At 39.9% G+C, this 23,087-nt stretch carries 22 protein-coding genes; 9 read left to right on the top strand and 13 right to left on the bottom strand.

Annotation, left to right across the window (positions count from 1 at the left end; all coding sequences use genetic code 11):
- Positions 1 to 82 precede the first annotated feature (82 nt).
- The 4 genes from M2419_RS18525 (at position 83) to M2419_RS18510 (ending at position 6,160) form a co-directional block, all read left to right on the top strand.
- Positions 83 to 2,365: an NADP-dependent malic enzyme gene (locus M2419_RS18525; protein WP_153847473.1), complete on the top strand. Its 2,283-nt coding sequence runs from the start codon at positions 83 to 85 to the stop codon at positions 2,363 to 2,365.
- A gap of 32 nt (positions 2,366 to 2,397) precedes the next feature.
- Positions 2,398 to 2,979 (top strand): Holliday junction branch migration protein RuvA, encoded by a 582-nt coding sequence (gene ruvA / locus M2419_RS18520; RefSeq protein ID WP_153847474.1) that lies wholly within the window; start codon positions 2,398 to 2,400, stop codon positions 2,977 to 2,979.
- A gap of 667 nt (positions 2,980 to 3,646) precedes the next feature.
- Entirely contained in the window at positions 3,647 to 5,503 is a 1,857-nt protein-coding gene (locus tag M2419_RS18515; RefSeq protein ID WP_153847475.1) for a beta-N-acetylhexosaminidase, read from the top strand.
- Between the two features lie 180 nt (positions 5,504 to 5,683).
- Positions 5,684 to 6,160 carry a GAF domain-containing protein gene (locus tag M2419_RS18510; RefSeq protein WP_153847476.1) on the top strand — a complete coding sequence of 159 codons (477 nt, stop codon included), beginning with the start codon at positions 5,684 to 5,686 and terminating at the stop codon, positions 6,158 to 6,160.
- Positions 6,161 to 6,294: 134 nt separating this feature from the next.
- On the opposite strand, the gene M2419_RS18505 is transcribed toward M2419_RS18510, so the two are convergent.
- The 13 genes from M2419_RS18505 to M2419_RS18445 form a co-directional block, all read right to left on the bottom strand.
- Positions 6,295 to 6,897 (bottom strand): hypothetical protein, encoded by a 603-nt coding sequence (locus M2419_RS18505; protein WP_153847477.1) that lies wholly within the window; start codon positions 6,895 to 6,897, stop codon positions 6,295 to 6,297.
- 31 nt (positions 6,898 to 6,928) lie between these two features.
- A complete protein-coding gene (locus M2419_RS18500) occupies positions 6,929 to 8,149 on the bottom strand; it encodes an LVIVD repeat-containing protein (RefSeq protein WP_259255504.1) in 1,221 nt (406 codons plus the stop codon).
- 124 nt (positions 8,150 to 8,273) lie between these two features.
- Positions 8,274 to 9,176 (bottom strand): WD40 repeat domain-containing protein, encoded by a 903-nt coding sequence (locus M2419_RS18495; RefSeq protein ID WP_153847479.1) that lies wholly within the window; start codon positions 9,174 to 9,176, stop codon positions 8,274 to 8,276.
- Between the two features lie 276 nt (positions 9,177 to 9,452).
- Complete coding sequence (gene hisIE / locus M2419_RS18490) at positions 9,453 to 10,037, bottom strand: bifunctional phosphoribosyl-AMP cyclohydrolase/phosphoribosyl-ATP diphosphatase HisIE (RefSeq protein ID WP_075990989.1); 585 nt, start codon at positions 10,035 to 10,037, stop codon at positions 9,453 to 9,455.
- 114 nt (positions 10,038 to 10,151) lie between these two features.
- On the bottom strand, positions 10,152 to 10,904 hold the full coding sequence (gene hisF, locus M2419_RS18485) for an imidazole glycerol phosphate synthase subunit HisF (RefSeq protein ID WP_153847480.1): 753 nt from the start codon (positions 10,902 to 10,904) through the stop codon (positions 10,152 to 10,154).
- A 1-nt stretch (position 10,905) separates the two neighbouring features.
- Positions 10,906 to 11,658, bottom strand: coding sequence for a HisA/HisF-related TIM barrel protein (locus M2419_RS18480; protein WP_075990987.1), 753 nt, complete (start codon positions 11,656 to 11,658; stop codon positions 10,906 to 10,908).
- Positions 11,659 to 11,670: 12 nt separating this feature from the next.
- Positions 11,671 to 12,270: an imidazole glycerol phosphate synthase subunit HisH gene (gene hisH / locus M2419_RS18475; RefSeq protein WP_153847481.1), complete on the bottom strand. Its 600-nt coding sequence runs from the start codon at positions 12,268 to 12,270 to the stop codon at positions 11,671 to 11,673.
- Position 12,271: 1 nt separating this feature from the next.
- Positions 12,272 to 13,411: a bifunctional histidinol-phosphatase/imidazoleglycerol-phosphate dehydratase HisB gene (gene hisB, locus M2419_RS18470; protein ID WP_153847482.1), complete on the bottom strand. Its 1,140-nt coding sequence runs from the start codon at positions 13,409 to 13,411 to the stop codon at positions 12,272 to 12,274.
- Positions 13,412 to 13,415: 4 nt separating this feature from the next.
- Entirely contained in the window at positions 13,416 to 14,474 is a 1,059-nt protein-coding gene (gene hisC / locus M2419_RS18465; protein ID WP_120333585.1) for a histidinol-phosphate transaminase, read from the bottom strand.
- Between the two features lie 119 nt (positions 14,475 to 14,593).
- Complete coding sequence (locus M2419_RS18460; protein ID WP_153847483.1) at positions 14,594 to 15,505, bottom strand: ribonuclease Z; 912 nt, start codon at positions 15,503 to 15,505, stop codon at positions 14,594 to 14,596.
- Position 15,506: 1 nt separating this feature from the next.
- Positions 15,507 to 15,887, bottom strand: a complete 381-nt coding sequence (locus M2419_RS18455; protein ID WP_075990983.1) for an STAS domain-containing protein — start codon at positions 15,885 to 15,887, stop codon at positions 15,507 to 15,509.
- Positions 15,888 to 15,920: 33 nt separating this feature from the next.
- Positions 15,921 to 16,871, bottom strand: a complete 951-nt coding sequence (locus M2419_RS18450) for a phosphoribosylaminoimidazolesuccinocarboxamide synthase (RefSeq protein WP_153847524.1) — start codon at positions 16,869 to 16,871, stop codon at positions 15,921 to 15,923.
- Positions 16,872 to 16,985: 114 nt separating this feature from the next.
- Positions 16,986 to 17,951: a PhoH family protein gene (locus M2419_RS18445; protein ID WP_153847484.1), complete on the bottom strand. Its 966-nt coding sequence runs from the start codon at positions 17,949 to 17,951 to the stop codon at positions 16,986 to 16,988.
- Between the two features lie 351 nt (positions 17,952 to 18,302).
- Between M2419_RS18445 and M2419_RS18440 the strand changes: the two genes are divergently transcribed.
- From M2419_RS18440 to M2419_RS18420, 5 genes are all read left to right on the top strand, one after another.
- The gene (locus M2419_RS18440; protein ID WP_259255503.1) at positions 18,303 to 19,091 is read left to right on the top strand and encodes an S-adenosyl-l-methionine hydroxide adenosyltransferase family protein; all 789 of its coding nucleotides are present in this window, start codon (positions 18,303 to 18,305) and stop codon (positions 19,089 to 19,091) included.
- Between the two features lie 157 nt (positions 19,092 to 19,248).
- Positions 19,249 to 19,803 (top strand): hypothetical protein, encoded by a 555-nt coding sequence (locus M2419_RS18435; RefSeq protein ID WP_153847485.1) that lies wholly within the window; start codon positions 19,249 to 19,251, stop codon positions 19,801 to 19,803.
- Positions 19,804 to 19,963: 160 nt separating this feature from the next.
- Complete coding sequence (locus M2419_RS18430) at positions 19,964 to 21,799, top strand: ABC transporter ATP-binding protein (RefSeq protein WP_153847486.1); 1,836 nt, start codon at positions 19,964 to 19,966, stop codon at positions 21,797 to 21,799.
- Between the two features lie 120 nt (positions 21,800 to 21,919).
- The gene (locus tag M2419_RS18425) at positions 21,920 to 22,318 is read left to right on the top strand and encodes a hypothetical protein (protein WP_153847487.1); all 399 of its coding nucleotides are present in this window, start codon (positions 21,920 to 21,922) and stop codon (positions 22,316 to 22,318) included.
- Positions 22,319 to 22,395: 77 nt separating this feature from the next.
- Positions 22,396 to 23,055 (top strand): heme exporter protein CcmB, encoded by a 660-nt coding sequence (locus M2419_RS18420; RefSeq protein WP_153847488.1) that lies wholly within the window; start codon positions 22,396 to 22,398, stop codon positions 23,053 to 23,055.
- Positions 23,056 to 23,087: the final 32 nt, after the last annotated feature.

Raw genomic sequence — 23,087 nt, 5'->3', positions numbered from 1 at the left:
CTAATTATAATAAGATATTGGCAAATATTTCCAATTATCAAAAAGAATGATAGATTTGTAGCCTTAAATTAATAAAATCGTAATGAGTAACACTAATCGTAAACAGGCAGCGTTAAACTACCACGCAATGGGTAGACCTGGTAAAATAGCTGTTGTTCCGACCAAACCAACAAATTCGCAAAGAGACTTATCATTAGCATATTCTCCAGGTGTAGCGGAGCCATGTTTGGCTATTGCTGAGAACAAAGAAGATGCTTATAAATATACCGCAAAAGGAAACCTCGTTGCTGTTATCAGTAATGGTACCGCAGTATTGGGCTTAGGCGATATCGGCGCCCAAGCTGGTAAACCAGTCATGGAAGGTAAGGGTTTATTATTCAAAATTTTTGCCGACATTGATGTATTTGACATCGAAGTGGACACCAAAAATGTGGATGAGTTTGTCAACATCGTCAAAGCATTGGAGCCTACTTTTGGAGGGATCAACCTGGAAGATATCAAAGCACCGGAATGTTTTGAAATCGAACGCCGTCTAAAAGAAGAAATGAACATCCCAGTGATGCACGATGACCAACATGGTACGGCAATCATCTCAGGTGCAGCATTGATCAACGCCTGTGAAATTATCGGTAAAGATATTTCAAAAGTAAAAATCGTCGTCAATGGTGCTGGAGCAGCTGCAATGTCGTGTACAGCAATGTATATTTCAGTAGGTGCTCGCAAAGAAAATATTGTGATGCTGGATAGCAAAGGTGTAATCCGTACTGATAGAGAAAATCTAGACAGTATGAAAGCACAATATGCAACAGATCGCGATATTCGCACCCTGGCAGATGCTGTAAAAGATTCGGATGTATTTATCGGTCTATCGGCAGCAGACGTCATGTCGGCAGAGATGTTGTTATCGATGGCTCCAAACCCAATTGTATTGGCAATGGCAAATCCAAATCCTGAGATTGCTTATGATTTGGCGATGGCAACACGTAACGATATTATCATGGGTACAGGTCGTTCAGATTATCCCAACCAAGTAAACAATGTATTGGGTTTCCCATATATCTTCCGTGGTGCTTTGGATGTACGTGCAACAGCAATTAACGAGGAAATGAAAATTGCCGCAGTGCGTGCAATTGCAGATTTGGCGAAACAACCTGTTCCAGAAGAAGTAAATCAAGCCTATAACACGAGTAATTTAAAATTCTCGGAAGAATATATCATTCCAAAACCTACTGATCCGCGTTTGATCACTGAAGTTTCCATGGCTGTTGCAAAAGCTGCCATCGCATCAGGTGTAGCAAAGACCGTAATCGAAGATTGGGATCAATACAGCGATGCCCTACGTAAACGTCTTGGTAAAGATGATGCGATTATGCGCAATTTGACTATGGCTGCTAAAAGAGATCCTAAACGTGTTGTCTTTGCAGAAGCAGACAATTACAAAACGTTGCGTGCGGCACAGATTGTTAAAGAAGAAGGCATTGCGATTCCAATTCTTTTAGGTAGAAGAGATAAAATCGAACGTTTAATCAAAGAATATGCTTTTGAATTGGATGGTCTTGAAATTATCGACCCAGTTGCTGAAGTTGACAACGAAACGGAGCGTTCGAAGAAATTTATTGAACATCTTTACATCAAAAGACAACGCCGTGGTATATCGAAATACGATGCCCGTAAGTTGATGTACGACCGTAACTATTTTGGTGCCTCTTTAGTGGAATTTGGCGAAGCTGATACCCTAATTTCCGGTATGACCAAAAATTATGCAAATACAATCCGTCCTGCATTACATGTAATCGGTGCTAAACCAGGCAGCCGTGTCGCAGGTATGTATATGATGTTAACTAAAAAAGGACCAATCTTCATGGGTGATACAACCGTAAATGAAGACCCTACAGCACAAGAATTAGCAGACATTACCCTGTTACTAGATAAAGCTGTGAGACGCATGAACATTCAGCCACGTATTGCATTACTATCTTACTCTAATTTTGGTTCAAGTGAAGGAAAAACGCCAACAAAAGTGAGAGCGGCAGCGCAGATCCTGCACGATCAACATCCAGAGATTATTGCTGATGGTGATTTACAAGCAAACTTCGCCTTAAACAGCGAAATGTTGACAGCAAACTTCCCTTTCAGCTGCTTAAATGGAAAATCTGCGAATACACTCGTATTTCCTAATTTGGAGTCCGGAAATATCGCTTATAAATTATTGCAAGAAGTTGGTGAAGCTGAGGCTGTAGGTCCAATCCTTTTGGGTATGAACAAACCAATTCACGTATTGCAATTGGACAGCTCTGTGCGCGAAATCGTCAATATGGTTACCATTGCCGTAGTAGATGTACAAGCACATCTTAAAAATTTATAGAATAGCTTAAAATCTTCCTATATTCGTATACTATGTACGAATATTTCAATGGAAAATTAGCATATAAAGCCCCCACTCATGTTGTTATCGATGTGAGTGGGATTGGTTATTATGTCCACATCTCTCTCTATACCTTCTCCCAAATCAAGGATCAGGAAAATTGTAAACTATTTATTTCATTTCAAGTTCGGGAAGATTCACACACGCTTTATGGCTTTGCGACAGAAGGCGAGAAAAAATTATTCGAAAATTTGATCTCTGTTTCCGGTATTGGCCCAAATACAGGCCGTATGATCCTATCGTCAAACACACCGGATGAGATCCAGTCTGCCATCGTCAATGGCCAGGTTGCCCTAATTCAAAAGATTAAAGGAATCGGCCCTAAAACAGCACAACGTCTTATATTGGAACTTCAGGATAAATTAAAAAAACAGGGCTTCGAAGCCTTGGCATCACCTATCCAATCCCAATCTGTGCCAGAAGAAGCTTTATCAGCGCTGGTTATGCTCGGATTCAACAAAGCCGCGGCAGAGAAGGTGTTAAATACCATTTTAAAGACCGAAAGCAATCTTTCCGTAGAAGATATGATCAAATTAGCACTGAAACGACTTTAATGCATAAACATTTGCTGAACATATCCGATATCAATCATTGGATGATGAATACATGTTGTTAATGCTGTAGCGTAAAAGATATAAAGGAACCTTCGGGTTCCTTTGTCATTTCCCGAACCTCAGTTTTGCTACAAATCGGTCGCTATTCACAGTGCTTCAAATATAAAGCATCAAAACAATATATCCATAAATTATAAGGAGCTAATAGGGACTTTATAGGGACCTCATTCGGACCTTATTCGGATAAGCCCCTATAAGATCCGTTTAACATACCTATAAATTAAGTCGTAATAACAGATTAAAAATGGCTGTCGTCAGAAGATGGTCCAAGGTTATTATCTCCTCTATCGCTTCAATCGTCTAAATCAGCCGCCTGCACAGCAAATGATATTTATGGGTAGATCATCCGGCCATAAAAAGAAAAAACAGTTAAAAAGCACATTTTTTTTACGCGAATTTAGATCGCATTCCTCGAAGTAAAATGTCAGCTTTAACAGGCTAAACAAACGATTGATCTACTTCAAACAGGCTATTACCCAAAACACTTCTAAGTGCCCAAGAACACTTTTAACAGTGTTTTTATACCCTATTTGTTACATTTTCTCTTTGCTAAAACGTATTTATTCACCTATTTTTAGGACTTCTTATTTCAGTTATAATCTCACGCATGAAGAAACTATTTTCACTTGCGCTGGCTCTAAGTGTAGGAGCAGCAGTATTTGCGCAAGAAAAGAAAGATGCTACCTTGAACATTGTGCCATTACCGCAACAGGTTCAAATTAAAAATGGCACGTTTAAAATCAACGCTAACACCAAAATCGCCTTTGATAGCGAAGAGGACAAAAAAGTTGCAACGCTGTTTCAGGATTTCCTAAAAAGCAACTACAATCTCAATTTATCAGTAGTGAAATCAGCGAGCAGCAATACGATCTATTTCTCCTCCAAAAACGCAAAATCCACTAATGCTGAAGCGTATGAACTTAACATAAGTTCGGACCGCGCAACTATTAGCGGAAAAGCTGCCGGTCTATTTTATGGTATGCAATCGTTGATCCAACTGCTACCTGTAGATAAAAAGGCCAGCATAGAAATTCAACAAGCTTCAATCCAGGATGAACCGCGTTTTGCCTATCGTGGATTACATCTCGATGTTGGCCGTCACTTCTTTCCTGTAGAATTTGTAAAAAAATACATTGATATTCTGGCATCTTACAAATTGAATACGTTTCATTGGCATTTGACAGACGACCAAGGCTGGCGTATAGAAATCAAATCACATCCAAAATTGACTCAAATTGGCGGTTACCGCAAGCAAACACTGCTGGGTAACTACAAGACAGATGGCGATTATGACAACACACCTTATGGTGGTTTCTATACCCAGGACCAAATCAAAGAAGTGGTTGCTTATGCAAAAGCTAAATATGTAACGGTTATACCCGAAATCGAGATGCCAGGGCATGCACTAGCAGCACTTTCGGCTTATCCAGAATTGGGCTGTGGTGATAAGCCAGGACCTTATACAGCTGCTCAGACTTGGGGAGTGTTTGACGATGTTTTCTGTGCCGGAAAAGAAGAAACATTCAAATTGTTAGAAGATGTAATTGATGAAGTCATTCCCTTATTCCCTAGCGAATATATCCACATCGGTGGTGATGAGTGTCCAAAAACAAAATGGAAAACATGTCCATTTTGTCAAAAAAGAATCAAAGATAACAACCTCAAAGATGAACATGAGTTACAGAGCTATTTTATCCAACGTATGGAAAAATACATCAATAGTAAAGGTAAACGTATCATTGGATGGGATGAGATCTTAGAGGGCGGTTTAGCGCCTAATGCGACTGTCATGAGCTGGAGAGGCGATCAAGGTGCAATTGATGCAGCCAATCAAGGTCACGATGTGATCATTACGGCAAACAGCTATGGTCTATATTTTGATCACAAACAAGGTCCTGATCAAAACAGAGAACCTTTAAGTATCGGCGGACTTTCCACATTGAGCAAAGTATATTCGTCTGACCCAATGCCTAGCAAAATTGCTGAGAACAACAAAAAACACGTTTTAGGTGTACAAGCAAATATTTGGACAGAGTATATTGGATCATCCAATAAAGTCGAATTTACAGTGCTACCGCGCGTTTTAGCGCTTTCTGAAATTGCCTGGACTCAGCCAGAGAAAAAGAACTGGAAAAATTTCTCAGAACAGCGTGCAGCAAATCAGCTGGCTAAACTTGACCAAACCAATACATTCTATCGTGTACCGGAAGTATATGGCATAACAGATACCACCGTATATGCTTCGGAATATACGATCAGAGGTTTGAAACCATCTGTTGAAGGGGCCAAAATTTATTACACATTGGACAACTATGATCCTTCAGAATTGGATTTAGAATATACAGGTCCAGTGAAAATTACGGTTCCTAATAGCAAGGAACGTGTTTTCAAAGCCGTTGTTGTAACGCCTTCCGGCAAAAGAAGCAACTACATTCGGGTGAACATTATCAACACCAAGAAATAATAACATTTGCCTGATGCGAAAGCGCTAATATTCTGTTAACTTTGAACAGCGTATTAGCGCTTTTTCATTTCATGCAGGTTGGAACGCAATATGCCGTGAAGCCTTCCGGACAGGCAAAACATGCTTGGCAATTGTAATCCTGATAGCAAATGCATGATTATTTTTTTTACATAGATTTTTATGGCAGAGGATTTACAAATAGCTAAAGGTAGCAAAGAAGAACAATATCAAAATTTACTTCCTCAGATCGGAGGACTATTGCAAGGCGAACCTAATCAAATTGCCAATTTGGCTAACATCGCTGCTGCACTGAAAGAACAATTCAATTTTTTCTGGGTTGGTTTCTATCTTGTGGATGGAGACGAGCTCGTATTAGGCCCTTTTCAGGGACCCGTTGCATGCACACGTATAAAAAAAGGTCGTGGCGTATGTGGGGGTGCTTGGGCACAGGAAAAAACATTGATTGTTCCTGATGTGGAGCAATTTCCGGGACACATTGCCTGTAGTTCGCTCTCGCGGTCCGAAATAGTGCTACCCGTTTTTAAACAGGGACAGATTATCGGTGTGCTAGACGTTGACAGCAGTGAATTAAATAGTTTTGATGAAGTCGATGAGAAATACCTTACGCAGATATTACAGCTTTTAGACAACGAATAAGTAAGCTCTACAACTGAAGAGTGAAATAGCGTAAGTATCGGTCTAGATTTGAAAAACGAACCGTATACTTACGCTATTTTTTTATAATTCAAGCTATCGACACCTGTTAATCCAAAAAAACATCCGATCGATACCTAAAAACCAAATCCTACCTGTAAAGTAAAACGGTGCAGATCATATTTTTTATCCATTTGTGTTGTTCCATACCCTATGCTAGTGTCTGGTAAGTTTGCTGAGGGACGCGTATAAGTATCCTTTCGGCTATAGTGCTGATACCGGTATCCCGTTGCCAAAGACCAATATTTCGCTGAATTCTTAAATTTAAAGCGCCAACCCAGCTGTGGATTTACCAACAAGCCGCCCTGATATTCATATTTTAAATTGCTCTCGACTAGATTTTTATTTAAGAAAGCAAAACTATAGCCTAAATCCAATCCTGCAAAAAAACTACGTTTTCTGTCAGGGAATTCCACATAATTCACTCTGGCTGAGAGTGGTAAAAACCATTTTGATCCTTCATTGTTTACAGGATACCTATCCACCCCTGTATTTAAACCCAGAGCGATATTTTCATGGAGCTGCACCCCATGGAATGTATGCAGACCAAATCCAGATTCGAGAAAGGCAGGGCCATAAGTAATAACCGAAAATTCATTATGATTTGTATATTTTTTTGTTTGGGCATCAACAGTTAAATACCCGAGAAGAGCCAAAATGGCAATCGAAAGTCTTTTCATATCAGAATAATGAAGCTCTTGAAATAGTTTCTTAATTGGATCTAATAACAGGAATAATGCTCAATTCCTTCAATTTGGCCTTATTGCTATAATCATATTGATGTACACCTTTTTCTCCAACAACGATCAGCGATTTTGGTCCAGCGATAACATCTATGCTCATCAGATCTTTGTGAGTTTCTAAAAGCTTATTACCTGTTTGGCTAACATCACTGGCATCGAATGACTTCAATCCGAATTTTCCATCACAGACATATAAGGTTTTGTCTGCTAGCGCCAGGCCATAGGGATTCTCCAAAGTGAAGGTATTTTTCAACATCGGTTTTGTCAAATCTTGGATATCGATAACTTCCAACAAATTTTGTTGTCCACCACATACCACGCCTGCACGTAAAGTTACAAAGGCATATTTCTCATTGACAACGACAGGATCACAGGCACGAATATGTGCATAACGTGACAGTTCTACGGGAGCAGATGCCGTCGTGATATCATAAATCACCATGCCTGTATTGGAACCGATAAACAGGCTATTTTTAAAGGGAAAAATTGTTTCGATACCAGGGCCTATTTTGATATCCTTTACATAGGCCGGTTTACTTGCATTCTGTACGTTAAAAAGGTGTAATGTCGTTTGATCTACAGCATAGAGGTGTTTATTCGCAATGGTAAATCGCGCCATGGATCCGCCCTGTCCTGATCCCGAATTGGTCTCGTTATAGAGAGGTTCTTTTCGGTCATAAGGTGAATATTTATCTTTTTGGCTATAGCTTACCAGACTATCTCGGAATCCTGTAATGATGCGATCGGCACTGTTATTGAAGTAATCCATTTGAAGCAACATCTTAAACACATCCTTATTCCGTGTCAATAATTTGGGAGATGCAGGGTTTTCGAGATCGAAGGTCAATAGATCTGTAAAACTATCAGCATACAGCTTTCCATCTAGAACCGCAAGATCCACATTGCCAGGTATACTCAGGAACGATATCGCCAGAGGTTTTGACGGATCGACATTATTAAAAATATGAATACCTTTACCCGGCTCATTAATAAACAGGTAATCTTGATAAATATAGATCTTTCCAGTTTGAACAATTGTCGTGGGGCTGCTCACGGGATTAGCTTTAGCCCGTATACTTTCCATTGTTTCGAATATGGGCACTCGAGTCAGATACATTCCTTTACTTTCGATTTTATCACAGCTCGAAAGCGCTATACAGCCTAATAAGATAAGCCAAATTCTTTTCATAAAATATAACTATAAGGTCAATTAAATTTATAATTACCATAGTTAACTATATAATTATGAATTCGCTACAGAGGAAATCTATTTTTTTATCTGCTCAGTTAGTCCGTACCTTCTGCCCAATCTTTTATAAATGAAATTCCCAGACTTTTACTAATTTGTCGTCACCGACACTAAAGAAATATTGTCCATTTTCGGACCATGCTCCTGCATTTACAGATAAATGATGGCCATCTTGCATCTTCTCGCGGCTCATATTTTTCAATAGTGCAAAATCGGCTGTGGACCAAAATTTCAACGATTTATCGCGACTGACAGTTGCAAAAACTGGCGCTTCAGGATGGGGATATATTCCGTATACGGTAAAAAGATGAGGTACAAAGGAAAAATTAGTTGTCAATTGATTTGGATCTGAAATCACCAATTGCGCATCCCTTCCACCGCTTAGCAATTTATTATGGATAAATGCCAGCGACGTAGCGGGCATACTATGCAATTTTGAATCATTAATAACATGAAAGTCAGCACTGTCCAACATATAAACCTTTCCATCTTTATCGCCCAATGCTATTCGTCCAAGTCCTTCATCAATTGCAATTGCTCGAATTGTTGTTGGGGATATACGCTTCTCGTAAATACTTTTATAAGTTTCCAAATCAATAACATACAATGTCCCCTCTTCACCTACTGCCAAAAGCTCATTTTTCCAGGACATATAAGCCAATGCAAAAATAGCTTTGGTGCTCAGTTGTATGCTTGCTACAAGCTTTTGCTCTTCAACATGTACAAAAAGCAGCTTGCCCTCGCGCAATGCTATGGCCAGAATCGGCGTACCCGTTATCAACCGTAAAGCGTAAACCGATGAACTTACCGCGCAGAGAATACGCTTAAATGCATTCTGCTCAATATCCCATTCGACAACGCCCTTATCGTTACCAGCCGTAAAAAATGTATGCGTATAATAGCCCTTTTCTACACAAAAAATAGGGTTTTGATGTCCTGGTAATGTCGATTTTAATGTAATATCCATAGTAATTTCGCTAAAACTCTTTCTCTATCCGGATCGCATATTTTACGCCCATTTTTTATGCTGTAGGGCTAAATTCTCCGCTGATCAAGCTATGCATCCAGTAAAGATCAATACAGCAATACGTATTGTTAGCCCGTAGAAACAAGAAGTGCAGTATATCCACAAATATACTGCACTTCTTAGATTATTTTGTCATCTTAGCTTAAAGCCTTCTCCCGGCTTCGGATTTTGTTCAACGGTAATGCCATTTTCCAGGTAATGCCATTGTCCAAATACCTATTGATGTCTGCTCTCGAGGTTTTTCGCAATTGTTTCCAAAGAAAATCCTTTCTCACGCAACAATACGATCAAATGAAACAGTAAGTCTGAAGTTTCATTGATAAAATCAGTATCTGTTTCTGTCAATGCTGCAATTACTGTTTCTACGGCTTCCTCGCCAACTTTTTGGGCAATCTTATTGATACCGCGAGAACGCAGACGATTGACATAAGATTCGTCAGAAGGATGTTCATAGCGATGGTTGACAATACGCTCTAGCTCCAACAGAAAGTTTTGGTTGAAGTCTGTACTGAAACAGCTTCTGCTCCCTGTATGACAGGTTGGCCCCATTGGTTCTGCTTTGATCAAAACAGTGTCCTTATCACAATCAACATGGATGCTTTTTACATTCAAAAAGTTTCCACTCTCCTCTCCTTTTGTCCAAAGGCGATTTTTGCTTCGGGAGAAAAACGTAACACGTTTTTCTGCTTGTGTCTTCTCCCAAGCTTTCTCGTTCATATAGCCTAACATCAACACTTCCAACGTTTGGAAGTCCTGCACAATCACTGGAACGAGGCCGTCACTTTTTGCAAAATCTAACATGATTTTAGTATTTCAATTTTTAATTATTTTCGAAGAGCCATGAGCTCTGTTTTAACTTCTCAGGATTTCAATCAGCAAGTTTATGGCTTACTTCTCCTTGATCAATCTTGTTTCCTATCTTACGACAATTCCATTTTGACGCAAGGTAGCTTTAAGATCGGGAATCAATATTTCACCATAATGGAAGACCGATGCCGCCAGGGCAGCATCCACGTTAGCTTGCTGAAAAACATCCACAAAATGCTGTTGATTACCAGCTCCGCCAGAGGCAATCAGTGGAATATGAATCTGGTCGTTTATTGTTTTTAAAAAACCATTGTCAAAGCCATTTTTTGTTCCGTCATGATCCATTGACGTCAGCAGGATCTCTCCTGCTCCACGTTCCTGCGCTTCAAGTATCCAATCTGCTGTGTTCAATTCCGTCTTGATACGCCCGCCACTCAGATGGACAAAATTCTGCCCTTCGATGGATCTAGTATCCACAGCAACCACAACAAACTGCGCACCAAAAGCTGCCGCCATCTGATTGATAAGAGCGGGGTTACGTACCGCAGCGGAATTGATGGAAATTTTATCTGCACCTGCATTCAACAGGATGTCAGCATCTTTGATTTCATTGATACCACCGCCGATTGTAAAAGGGATATTCACCTGACGTGCGACCGCTTTGACTAAATCAATTGTCGTTTTACGCTCCTCATGTGTCGCTGTAATATCCAGAAAAACGAGTTCATCAGCCCCTTGTTGAGAATATTCATAGGCCAATTCAACGGGATCACCCGCATCGCGCAGATCCACAAAATTGACTCCTTTTACAGTCCGCCCATCCTTGACATCCAAACAGGGAATTATACGTTTTGCCAGCATTTTAAAATCTGATTAACGATTTTAAATTCCAATCTTTGATTTCATCGATCGAGATTCTATTTTCATAGATTGCTTTACCAACGACAACAGATTCTACACTGCCCAATTCCTGAAGTTTCTGAATATCATCCATTGAACTGATCCCGCCAGAAGCAATTAACTTGATAATTGGAGAATGGTTTAACAACTTTTGGTACAATTCAACGCCTGCACCGCCCAATTTACCATCTTTACTAATATCGGTACATAAGAACCTAAAGAATCCTAAAACCAAGCATTTATCAATATATTCGATCAATTTGATTGGAGAACTTTCCAGCCACCCGGAGTATTTGATGACTTCATCCAAAACGTCAATTGCTATAACGATGTGGTCGGCATATTTTACTTTACCTTCGTTCAATGTAGCCAGTTCCTCCAAAAATGAAGGATTTGTGATTGCCTGTGTTCCGACAATAACGCGATAAACACCCGCATCTACCAATTCTTTAACCTTCTCTATGCTTCTAACACCACCGCCATATTGAATCTTCATATCCGTCTTCTGGATGATATCAAATAAATAGGCCTGATTGCTGAAGTCTCCTTTTGCACCATTTAAATCAATGATATGGACGAGTTCCGTACCATTTGCACGGTAGGTTTCGATTTGCTCTTCTAAACTAATCGCATACGTTGTAACGTCATTGTAGTTACCCTCTCTCAAACGGACAACTTTTTTGTCCAAGACGTCTATTGCTGGAATGATATACATAGTCGAATATTTTTAATCAATTTGAATAGTTGAAAAATTGAGCAACAGCTGCTCTCCTGCTTTTCCAGATTTCTCTGGATGGAATTGTACGCCAAAGAAGTTGTCTTTAGAAATTGCAGCCGAAAAAGGCTGTCCATAGACACATTTTGCCGCGGTATATGTCGCATCGAATTCGATAAAGTACGAGTGGACAAAATAAAAATAAGTCTGATCTTCAATATGTGCAAATAAAGGACTATTTGCTGGCACGGAAACACTATTCCAGCCCATATGTGGTACTTTACCCGACTTTTCGACATCAAAATGTAACGTCTTCAAAGGAAATAGCTTTAACATTTCGGCATTTCCTTCTTCTGAAAAAGCCGTCAGTAATTGCATACCAACACAAATCCCCAATACAGGCTTTTTTAGCTTTTTGATATAAGGCACCAATCCTGATTCCTGTAGTTTGTCCATTGCTGCGCCAGCATGCCCCACTCCAGGAATGATGATACGATCGTATTGATCGATATCATCTGCGGTATTGACCATACCATAGGTAAGCCCAACACGATCCAGTGCCGCTGTCAAAGAGAAAATATTCCCCGCACCGTAATTAATAATTCCTATCATCTTACAATACTCCTTTTGTACTTGGCAATTGCATATGGTCGGCATCGCGTCTTACCGCCTTCTTGATAGATTTAGCAAAAGCTTTGAAGATCGCTTCGATCTTATGGTGCTCATTGTCACCTTCCGCTTTAATGTTTAAATTCGATCGTGAAGCATCTGAAAACGACTTAAAGAAATGGAAAAACATTTCCGTAGGCATATCGCCAATCTTCTCCCGTTTAAATTCCGCATCCCACACAATCCAGTTGCGACCACCAAAATCCAATGCAACCTGAGCCAAACAATCATCCATTGGCAAAGTATAGGAATAACGCTCAATTCCACGTTTGTCTCCTAAAGCCTTCAAAAAGACCTCGCCCAGTGCGATACCCGTATCTTCGATGGTATGATGTTCGTCGATATGAAGATCCCCTTTCGCCTTAATGGTCAAATCAAGTGCTCCATGTCTAGCCAATTGATCCAACATATGGTCGAAAAACGGCAATCCCGTTTCGATATCAGACTTACCCGAACCGTCCAAATTCAACTGAATAAAAATATCCGTTTCATTGGTTTTACGATGATGTTCGGCAGTGCGCGTACCCAATTTAAGGAATTCATACACCGTCTTCCAATCTGTTGTCTCTAAAGCTATAACAGTTGGATCTATCGCAAGGTTTTCCAAAACACCTAATTGATCGTTAGCACGCAGCCAAATTGCCTTTGCGCCGAGGTTTTGTGCTAATTTAACATCATTCACACGATCGCCGATGACGAAGGATTGGCTCAAATCGTATTTCGACGTATCAAAATAAGCTCCAAGCATACCAACTCCCGGTTTTCGGGTTTCCGCATTCTCGTGTGGAAAGGTTTTATCAATATGTTCCTCGGCAAACACTACTCCTTCTCCTGCAAACGTATCAATCACAAAATGATGGACTGGCCAGAAATTCTCCTCCGGATGGGAAGACGTTCCTAAACCATCTTGGTTGGAAACCAAGATCAATTCGAAATCCAGCTCCTTTGCGATACGTGGAAGATACTGCAAAGCACCAGGATAGAATTTTAATTTGGTAAAAGAATCGATTTGTTCGTCTTCAGGTTCCAAAATTAATGTTCCATCGCGGTCTATAAACAGTACACGTTTTAAGTTTTCAGGCATAGTATTATTTATTGATTTGATTAAGTTTTTCTAACAATATTTGATTTTCGGCAGGCGTTCCAACAGTGATCCGCAGACAGCCTTCACATAATTCGACCTTGGATCTATCTCTAACGATAATTCCATACTGAACTAGATAATCGTAAACTTCACGTGGCTGCTCCATCTTGACCAAAATAAAGTTGGCATCAGAAGGTGTAATATGCTGCACATAGTCCAGTTCAAGCAATTCACGCACGAGTTTCTCACGCTCTGCCACTGTCTCCTTGATCCAGTCATTGACTTGATCAACCTGATCTAAGGCTTCCAACACAATATCTTGTGTAGCCTGATTAATGTTATATGGCGGTTTTATTTTATTGTAAACAGCTATAATCTCTTTACTGGCAAAAGCCATGCCCAGGCGTAGGGCCGCAAGCCCCCAAGCTTTAGACAAAGTCTGCAATACCACTAGATTGGGGTATTCAGCAAGTTCTTGCGTAAATGACTTGACAGCAGAAAAATTAATATAAGCCTCATCCACAACAACAAGCCCCTGAAAATTATTCAAGATCGTTTCAATATCCTGACGACGGATTGAGTTTCCTGTTGGATTATTTGGAGAACAGATAAAAATCAGTTTAGTATGTGCGTCTATTGCATTGGCAATACCATCCAAATCCAGCTGGTAATCAGCAGTAAGGTTTACCTTTTTGAAAGCAACATCATTGATGTTCGCAGAAACTTCATACATCCCGTAAGTTGGCGGAACTAATATGACATTGTCAACACCAGGGGTACAAAATGCACGGTATAAAATATCAATAGCTTCATCACTTCCATTTCCCAAAAAGATATTCTCTGATGGTACACCTTTTATTTTAGAAAGTTTGGCTTTAACTTGATGTTGGAGAGGGTCTGGATATCGGTTGTAATCATGGTTTAAGGGGGATCCAAAAGGATTTTCATTGGCATCAATCAATATGGATGCCTCCCCTTTAAATTCATCTCTTGCGGATGAATAAGGTACGAGCTTCTTAATATTTTCCCGTAGTAGGTTGTTTAAGTTGAATGGATTATCCATTATAAAAAAATTAGAGCCGTAAACTTAGATAAATTGTTCATCATATGCAATATAATAAGCAATTATTCATAGGTCTTAACCCATTCATCGTTGGGATGTAAGAGAAAATTCAAAAAAAACTAAACGGAAAACCATCTACCTTCCACAGAGAGTTCCGTGTTTGGGAATACAGTTCTCGCTTCTTCCAACAGGGGATTTAAATCTCTGTACCGAGCTGAATAATGACCTAATAGCAACTTCTTTGCGTGAGTTTCCTGGGCGATTTCTCCAGCTTCCAGCGCTGTTGTGTGAAACGTCTCTTTTGCGCGATCAACCATATCGTGCAAGAATGTAGACTCATGATACATCAGATTAGCCTTTTGCACATAAGGCAGATATTCTGGCGTCCGTACGGTATCCGAACAATACACATAACTGCGCGATAAGGGGGCAGGAAGGCTCAGGTCGTCTGCACGATATACTGTACCGCTTTCATCGACGTAATCAAATCCTTTTTTGATCATCGGAAAATAGGCGGTAGGTATATTTAATTCCTGTACAACATCGCCAAGCAATGTTCGCGCGCGGGGTCCCTCATCAAAACGAAAGCCAGTACAGGAAATACGATGCTTTAATGGAAAAGCACTTACTTTTAATGTTCTGTTTTCAAAAATAACGCCAGGCTGTTCCGGTGAAATCGGATGAAAAACAAGATTATAGCGTAAGATAGTCTCGGAATGCAAAAACTGCACGTCTAAAATTTCCTTTAACGCAGGTGGGCCATACAAATGGAGATCACTTTTTCGGCCGACAAGGTGCATTGATGAAAGCAGCCCCACCAAGCCCAAATAATGATCCCCATGCAGATGGCTAATAAATATATGTCCTATGCGATTGCTTTTGATACCGTATCTGCTGAGTTGCATCTGTGTGCCTTCTCCACAGTCGATCAAAAACAATTGCTCATTAAAGTTCAACACTTGGCTAGTCGGATGACGATCAAACATTGGCGTTGCCGAGCTATTTCCTAATATCAGAACTTCAAACTTCATATTAATCCTCAATTGTCCCCCGATACTCAGATTCCAATTCGTGTGCAAAGATTAAATCCTCCGCAACCTTTAAAGATGGTGCTATTTTCAGCGATTTATCCAAATGCGATACACGAACCATATCCATTAACGTTGGACAAAGATTAACCAAAATAAATATGCCACCAACAGACTGACATAAACGATGGGCAAGCACGCCTAAACGGATACCTACCTCGTCCGTTTGCTTAACGTGGATCATATCCAAAACGATATTCCGTTGTCCAATCGTATTCCGCAACAAAAACTCCCCTTTGAGTTTAGCGGCATTATCCGCGTCAATCACATCGACATGAGGTTCTATGACAATATAGCGATCGTGCTTATCAATGGTATACTTCATTAGTCTATCTCCTTTGTTTGAGGATACAATGTACTAATAATTTAGCGTTTTCAAGGCGTTTGCCACATTTCTTTCCACACGTTCCAGTACGTTTTCCTGATCTGGGTACACAAACTTCTCTCCGACGATATGCTCGTATAGCTCAATATAACGTTCAGAAATGGAAGCCACGATCTCATCGGTCATCTCCGGAACGACCTGACCGTCTTTCCCTTGGAAGCCGTTTTCGATTAACCATTTGCGAACAAACTCCTTCGACAATTGCTTTTGTGACTCACCTTTATCCTGGCGTTCCTGATAGCCTTCTGCATAAAAATAACGGGAAGAATCTGGTGTATGAATCTCATCGATCAGCACAATTTTGCCGTCTTTTTTTCCAAACTCATATTTTGTATCCACCAATATTAGCCCTCTTTGCGCCGCAATTTCAGTTCCTCTTTGGAACAACGCTTTGGTATATTGCTCCAATTGAACATAATCTTCCTCGCTTACGATACCTTTTTTCAAGATATCGGCACGTGAAATATCTTCATCATGTCCAACAGCAGCCTTTGTTGTCGGTGTAATAATTGGCTCAGGCAATTTGTCATTTTCTTTCAGTCCTTCTGGCAATGCCTCACCACATACTTCACGTTTGCCTGCAGCGTATTCACGCCAAGCGTGTCCCGACAAGTAGCCCCTAATAACCATTTCTACTTTAAACGGCTCACACATTTGACCGATAGTTACACTTGGATCCGGAACAGATACAACCCAATTTGGAATAATATCAGCCGTAGCCTTTAAAAATTTGGCCGCAATTTGATTCAACACCTGCCCTTTATAGGGTATAGGGCGTGGAAGTACCACATCAAATGCCGAAATACGATCTGAGGCAACCATCGCCAAATAAGTATTGGCAATCGTATATACGTCACGTACTTTTCCCCTGTAAAAAGCAGTCTGATTGTCGAAATTGAAATTTGTTTCTTTTATAGCATTCATGTTCAAAGTAAAATTCAAATGTAAGTAATTGTTCATTTATGACTGCGTTTAATGGCATTCATAGATGCAGCGCATTGATTTAAGAGCTCGCTCTGCTCGATTTGCCTTTTAATATTAAATATCACCATACGCTTCGAGGATGCGGCGAACCAATTTATGGCGAACCACATCTCCACCACTGAGGTGGATAATGTCTATTCCTTCGATATTCTCCAATAAACGAATCGAAGTAGATAATCCAGATTGATTTTTTTTCGGTAAATCTACCTGTGTCATATCACCTGTAACGATAAATTTTGCCGTTGGCCCCATACGGGTCAAAAACATCTTCAGCTGCATATCCGTTGCATTCTGAGCTTCGTCCAGAATCACAAAACAGTTATCAAGTGTTCGTCCACGCATAAACGCTAAAGGGGCGACCTCAATGGTCCGATTTTCCAGATAACCTTTTAGCTTCTCCGCTGGAATCATATCGTCCAACGCATCGTAGAGCGGTCTCAAATAGGGATCTACCTTCTCCTTTAAGTCGCCAGGTAAAAAACCGAGATTTTCGCCGGCCTCTACGGCTGGTCTTGTTAGAATGATTCTTTTGATTTCTTTATTTCGAAGTGCTCGAACAGCTAATGCAACCGCTGTATAGGTCTTTCCTGTACCCGCCGGTCCGATAGCAAATAAGATGTCATTTTTCGAAATACTATCCACCATCTTCCGCTGGTTGGCCGTACGTGCACGTACAATAATACCATTAGGCCCATAAACGATCGGTTCGGATCCAAAGGCTGCATGTTTGGCCGCAAGTTCTTTTTCTTGTTGAACAGCAGAACCTGCACTTGCTCCAAGGAGATTTTCAAAATCCAATAAAGTAACGTTGTTAAATTTCTCCAGATGAGCCATGACTTCCTTAAACGATTGCTCAAACAGATCTAATTCCTTCGCGTCTCCCAACACTTTCATTTCACTTCCGCGAGCTACAATCCGCAGTTTTGGGAATTGCTTCTTCAAATAATCGAAGTGCTCATTGTCTGCTCCCCATAATATGGGCAAATTCAGACCATCTAATGCAATTAGTAATTCGTTCAAATTTTATCCTATTTAGAATTAATTAGATTGTAGCCATTACACAATATCGTTCCTGTATAATACTATTCAAAATTAACGTATTCTAACGAAACAACCAAGAAGATACAGCGTACAAACGACGATGATTTAGAAGCTTATGGAGACAGACCACAAAGGGACACAAAGATTTCATTATACATAAAATCTTCGCTATGTTTGTGTATATCAATCGAAAAAAGACCGATTCAAAATAAGTTATCCAATTAGCTTTATAAATCATCTGATAAATAGTAATTTTGTCCACTATTTAGATAAATATAAGGGTATATTTAAGGGAATTCGACAGCAATTCGATCTAGGATTTAGATTATAATGGCAGTAATTACATTAACAACAGACTTAGGACACAAAGATTTTTATCAAGCCGCGTTAAAAGGTAGTCTTTTATCGCAGCTGTCCGGTGCCAATATTGTTGATATTACCCATGAAATTCCCGCGTTCAACATCCCTCGTGCGGCCTTTGTATTAGGTAACGCTTATCATTATTTCCCTAAAGGAACTGTACACATTATCGGAATTAACACTTTGTTTCATGAAGAATCGAAATATATCGGCATGAAATACAACGATCATTATTTCGTCGGGGCCGACAATGGTATTTTCAGTCTATTGCTGAATGGCAATGAACCACAGGAACTCTATGAGCTCAACTTAATGCAAGACCTTCGGTATCTTCACTTTCCGCTTGCAGATATCCTTTCTAAATCCGCTTGTCATATTGCCAAGGGGGGCAAACTGAAAGAAATCGGGACTTCAATGCAACAGCTCATCGAAAAAGTAACTTTGCAGCCTATCTTTGATAAAGACATGATCCGAGGCAACGTCATTTATGTTGATGCTTTCGGCAACGCCATTACCAATATCTCAAAAGATCTATTCAATAAAGTTCAAAAAGAACGTCATTTTGTCCTTTATTTCAAACGCAATGAAACCATTACCAACCTTTCCTGGCATTACAACGAAGTTGGAGAAGGCGAGAAACTTTGTTTATTTGGTATTTCCAACTACCTTGAAATCGCCATCAATAAAGGTAATGCAAGCCAGCTACTCGGACTTCATGATGACGATTCCAATGTAATTCGTATAGAATTTAAAGATTAATTTCATAAATTCATTTGTAGTGCTTTCGCTCCATTTTTTTATCCTTGGTCAAACTGATCATAGGGCTAAAATTGTAGATGTAGCTTTATGGCAAAATAAAATTTTACCATGAACGTTAGTTTAAACTAAACATTTGATAAATAGATCGTCCAAATACATGATGAAATTCTTAAGATTCCTACTTCCAATCGCCGTTCTATTTTGCTTCTTTGGACAGGCCAAGTCGCAAAACAACGCAGACTCCAGCTCTTTTGAGGTACAACGAAGCCGTGTAAATGACCTACTCGATGCTAGACAACAGAAATTCGGGGCTTATGACACAAGCCTCACTCAAAAAACAGGACTTTTTGGCCTTTTCAAATCAAAAGGTGATATGCAAAAGAGCATTGATATCCTAAAAGATATCGTCATCACAGATAACAACATTTTCCTGGAAACCCAAAAACTATTGAAAATCAAAGATTTTGAGAAGGATAAATACCAACAATTGGCAACAGATTACGACAAGCAGGTCTCAGCCTATATTGGAACCATAAGTAAGCTTCAAAAAGAAAACGAAAAGCTGCGGGCACAGGGAGACAAAACATCCGGGAATCTGCCGCTAAGCAACATCCTCCTTTATATCGCTTTACTTATTATCGCCGTATTGGGATATTTACTCTATAAATTTAAAGCGCAACAAACAGCTTCGAAACAACAAAATTTAGGATAAAGCACCACAGCGATAAGCATTTGCACAACGACAAGCTACTTAAAACAGCTGTTTAAATCAGAAAAAGTACGATTCTGTTCAAAAATTGACTAAAGTATGATAGCAAAATATTTTTAATCTCTTTACATTTGTCCTCGCAACAAAATTTGAAGTAGCGGATATGGCAAGAGGATTCAACAGCGGTAATAAACAAGAAGAAGATCTACCAAAACCAAAATTGAATAAGGAGCTCCTATTGAGAGCATCTAAATTGATGACCTATTTAAAACCTTATCGGTTTAAATTTGGGGTCGGCATGTTTTTCTTGGTATTATCCAGTTTGGCCATGCTCGCCTTTCCGGCTTTGCTTGGTGCTATGATTGATGCTGCGCAAGGCAAGCAAACTTATCCCTGGCTTGCACCACACGTTTATTATATTGGTGGAATTGCCTTTATTATTCTGTCTTTTCTATCAGTCGTCTCTTTTTTTCGTATACGAATTTTTGTTGAGATTGCTGAGCGTACGCTATCCGCATTACGCAAGGACACCTACCTCAAACTCATTTCATTACCAATCGAATTTTTCGCCAATCGTCGTGTTGGAGAATTAAACAGCCGCTTGTCTGCAGACCTTTCACAGATTCAGGACACGTTAACAACAACATTGGCTGAAATCTTGAGACAGTTGATTAGTCTTTGTTTCGGTGTATTCCTTTTGGTTTGGGTATCGCCCAAACTTGCGCTCATGAACCTTTGTATATTACCGATCATTGTTGTGGCTGCTATTATTTTCGGAAAATTCATTCGCGAATTGTCGCGGCAGGCACAGGATAAAATGGCCGAGTCAAATAGTATTGTTCAGGAAACATTGTTGGGAATAAGCAACGTAAAAGCCTTTGTGAATGAATATTTCGAATTCAACCGCTACAGTAATCAGATGGATTCGGTCGTGAAATTAGCGGTCAAAGGAGCTACTTTCCGAGGTGCTTTTGCGTCTTTTATTATCTTCTGTATTTTCGGAGCTGTGATCGCTGTCATCTGGTATGGAGCGGCATTAGTTTCTATCCATGAAATGACAGTAGGCGACCTCACGACCTACATTCTATATTCGATGTTTGTAGCAGGTTCTATGGGTAGTTTTCCTGAGCTATATGCCAATATCCAACGTTCCCTAGGAGCGAGTGAACGGATTTTGGAAATTTTAGATGAGCCGCAAGAAAACCTCAATGTGAAGCCGACTTGTAAGGAAATTCACAAGACCATGACTGGTAAACTAAGCTTCAATCATGTTTCCTTTGCCTACCCAAGCCGTCCCGATATTGAAATCCTGAAAGACATCAACTTTACAGCCAATGCGGGCGATAAAGTCGCCATAGTCGGCCCAAGTGGAACCGGAAAATCAACAATAGCTTCATTGATTCTGCAATTCTACACAGCAAAAAAAGGGGAAGTAAGTTACGACGACAGACCCGCATCCGATTTTGAACTTTGTGATATCCGCAACCAAGTCGCTATCGTACCACAGGATGTTTTGCTATTTGGCGGGACAATACGTGAAAATATAGCTTATGGTAAGCTCGAGGCTACAGAAGATGAAATTATAGCAGCTGCGAAACGAGCCAACGCACATCAATTTATTTTAAATTTTCCTGAAGGCTATGACACCCTCGTTGGTGAACGTGGCGTTAAACTCTCCGGTGGTCAGCGCCAGCGCATTGCCATTGCCCGTGCACTTTTAAAAGACCCTGCAATTCTTATCCTGGACGAAGCCACCTCTTCCTTAGACTCAGAGTCAGAAAGACAGGTACAGGAGGCATTGGAGGAATTAATGCGTGGACGCACCTCGATCATTATTGCACACCGACTATCGACCATTGTTGATGCCGATAAAATTATCGTTGTCGAAAATGGAATCGTGTCCGAAAGCGGCACTCACTTTGAACTGCTCCAAAAAGAAAGTGGTCTCTATCAGCATCTGTATAATCTACAGTCAAAGCAGCAGAAAATTGATATGTAAAATTTTGTTAATTATTGATTCTTTTTAAACAAATTCACCCTGTGATTGTTCATTTGGTATCATACTTGATTATCATTTGAATATATAACAAAATTGAATATATAACAAAATAGAAGAATTATGAAAAATAGCAAAAATGGATTAGTGGCATTTGCTTTGGTAGGATTAGCTGCGGGAGCTGCTGCATGGTATCTTTTAGGAACTGATGATGGAAAAAAACAATTAGATCGTGCAAATGATGGCATTAAAAGCTTAACTAAGTCATTGAAAGATCTTTCAAAAAAAGAAGCTAAAAAGGCACAAAAACTAGCTAACAGAGCTTCGGCTGAACTAGACCATTTGAAATCAAAGGCACAAGCAGCGTTCAGCAGAGCTTCAGATGATGCAGATGCATTGAAAAACAAAGCAACAGAAGCCGGCAGAGAAGCTTTGGACCACGCCAATAATGCCGCTCAAAATTTGGCAAGCAAAATCGACAATACAACTGATGCTGCAAAGTCCAAAATTTCTAACGCATAAGTAAAAAAACAGCTTTTTTAAGAATTGATGGTTTTGGTCACTCTCGTGGTCAAAATACATTTGTATCTTTGCTGCATATGACTTTGCTGCAACAGGTAAAAACTTTAATTCTTAAAGACATCATTCTGGAATGGCGTTCAAAATATGCTATTAACGGAATTCTACTATATGTCGTATCAACTGTTTTCGTCTGCTATCAAGCGTTCAAATCAGTTGATACGGCTACTTGGAATGCATTATTCTGGATCATTATGCTCTTCGCTTCGATCAATGCAATCAACAAAAGCTTCGTCCAAGAAAACCCAAACCGGCAACTTTATTATTATTCACTGGTCGATCCCAGAGCAATCATTTTAGCGAAAGTCATTTACAATATGATGATGATGAGCCTGCTGGCCATCATTGCCTATTTTGTCTATTCGACAATATTCAGAAACCCTGTCGGTGATCCAACGCTTTACTTCATTTCGGTCATCTTGGGCAGCATTAGTTTTGCTACTGTTTTTACCATGATCTCCGGGATCAGCTCCAAAGCGGGCAACAATAGCACTCTAATGGCCATCTTGAGTTTCCCCGCCATTATTCCGCTGCTGATCGTATTAATCAAGCTGTCTCGCAATGCAATAGAAGGCCTAGAAAGGGCTTCCAGCAGCAAAGAAATAATCGTATTACTTGCAATTAATGTAATCACCATCACTATTTCTTTGTTGTTATTTCCGTACCTTTGGCGAGATTAAATGTCAGAATTGAGAACAAACTAAATTCAATT

It is taken from the genome of Sphingobacterium sp. BIGb0116 (genome assembly GCF_024808035.1).
GTDB lineage: Bacteria > Bacteroidota > Bacteroidia > Sphingobacteriales > Sphingobacteriaceae > Sphingobacterium > Sphingobacterium paramultivorum.
This window is presented reverse-complemented; position numbering and strand designations above follow the sequence as displayed.